The 1,752-nt window shown below is 48.2% G+C and carries 3 protein-coding genes; all 3 read left to right on the top strand.

From position 1 onward, the window contains the following. Positions 1-274: tyrosine-type recombinase/integrase (locus tag IQ260_RS30370; RefSeq protein WP_193996767.1), on the top strand; the 274-nt coding region annotated here is incomplete at its 5' end. Positions 275-516: 242 nt separating this feature from the next. Beyond that, on the top strand, positions 517-1,317 hold the full coding sequence (locus tag IQ260_RS30365) for a ParA family protein (RefSeq protein WP_193996766.1): 801 nt from the start codon (positions 517-519) through the stop codon (positions 1,315-1,317). Between the two features lie 2 nt (positions 1,318-1,319). Then, positions 1,320-1,752, top strand: a 433-nt coding sequence (locus IQ260_RS30360) for a ParB N-terminal domain-containing protein (RefSeq protein WP_193996765.1), incomplete at its 3' end; no start/stop codon positions are given.

Raw genomic sequence — 1,752 nt, 5'->3', positions numbered from 1 at the left:
GCGGATGGGATACAAGGGGGTTTATAACTGCATCAAGGATTTGGCTGAGTTGGCAGAACTGGATGATGCCATTCATCCTCATCAGCTGCGCCATACGTTTGGGACTCAGTTGATCTTGGAGGGAATGAATCCTGAGTTTGTACGCAGGCTGATGCGAATTAAGTCAATGAATGTGTTTGGGCGATATACCAAACGGGCTTTGGAACTAAAGGCGAAAGAGAGTTTTTACGATACGCTCCAGGCATCGGAGTCTGGGTTGTTTGGTAAAAGGTAATCTTGTTCTCAAAGAGAGCGGCTGGTTAATAGCGCCCGATATCGGAGGGCAGGCTCAAGGCACTGCCAGCATTCCTTTCGACTCCGCTCAAGAAACGCTTACGGCATTCATATCACAGCTAAAAAGTCTCTTGAAAATTCTGGAATTCTCAAATTCAATAATTCCACTTAAGAATTCTGAGAATTTTCAGTCAGATTGAGTTATGATGTGCGCGCACGCTTTGAAACTTCGCCACAACAAAGATGCTGAAAAAAGTTATTTCAATCATGTCGAATAGCGGTGGCGTTGGTAAGACCACACTGACCGTTAACCTGGCTTACCAGCTCGCCCGCAAAGGAAAGAAGGTTGCGATGTTTGGTTGTGACCCCAATGGTTCGTTGACTCTTTTCTGTGGATTGGATGATCCCAAAAAGGAGAAAACGATGGATTGGGTGTTGCGACCTGACTTTAAAGGGGACTATCCTCTGTTTCCGGTTTGGCGGGATCGCATTGAGGGGATCGATGCCTGCCTCGGTGGACTGCCACTGACTGAAAGTACACAGCGCCTTGTTTTGGATAAGCGGGGGGCTTACTTGCTAGCAGATGCATTAGAAGATTATCCACTTCCCCACGATGTGCTGATTATTGACTGCCCTGGCACGATTGAGCAACTACATATCGCAGCTCTGTCGGCGAGTACAGATGTAATTATCACGCTGAAGCCAGAGGACAAGGATATGGATGCGATGGCTAAATTGCTGGAGTGGATTAGCCTGACTCGCACTGAGTTACGTCTAAAGCCCGCGCCTAAGGTGTTTGGGGTGGTGCCAAATGGGGCCAAGAATCGGGCAATGCATCGAGATAATTTAGGGCTGTCGGATATTGAGGGATTACCTGATATTATGCGGCACATGCAAATTCCGATGTTTCCGACGATTAAAGACAATGCCTACATTGCCAATGCCGCAGCTGCTGGGTTGCCATTGGGTATCTACAGAGCAGGGGATCCCAACAATAAGCTCTACGAAAAAATTGCAGTTGAAGTGATTAAGGAGATGGATTAGCGATGGCTCGCATCAGCAAACGCCCCATGGCGACCATGTTTAGTGGTGCCTTAAATGCTCAGGAGGGTGAAACGATTGCCCAGCTCAAGGAAGAAATTGAGAGTTTGAAGTCGCTTTCAGGGCAGTCGTTTAGATTACCGGTTGCTGATATTCAACCGCTTCAGCTCCCTGGGAGGTTAAAGCAACCTCGACTTTATTTTGATCCGCAAAAGATGGAGCGGCTTAAGGAGTCTATTGCGAAGCATGGGGTTCTGGAACCGATCCTGGTCAGACCTGGTGCCAGGGGTAAATATGAAATCATCAGTGGTGAGCGGCGCTGGCGCAGTTGCTGTGCGTTAGAGATGGATTCGATCCCGGCAATTGTGCGAGATATGCCGGATGCCACTGCATTAGAAGCAGCACTGATCGCCCATTTGCTGAATGAGGAAATTACGG

Source organism: Leptolyngbya cf. ectocarpi LEGE 11479 (genome assembly GCF_015207065.1).
GTDB classification, from domain to species: Bacteria; Cyanobacteriota; Cyanobacteriia; order Phormidesmidales; family Phormidesmidaceae; genus Leptothoe; species Leptothoe ectocarpi.
This window is presented reverse-complemented; position numbering and strand designations above follow the sequence as displayed.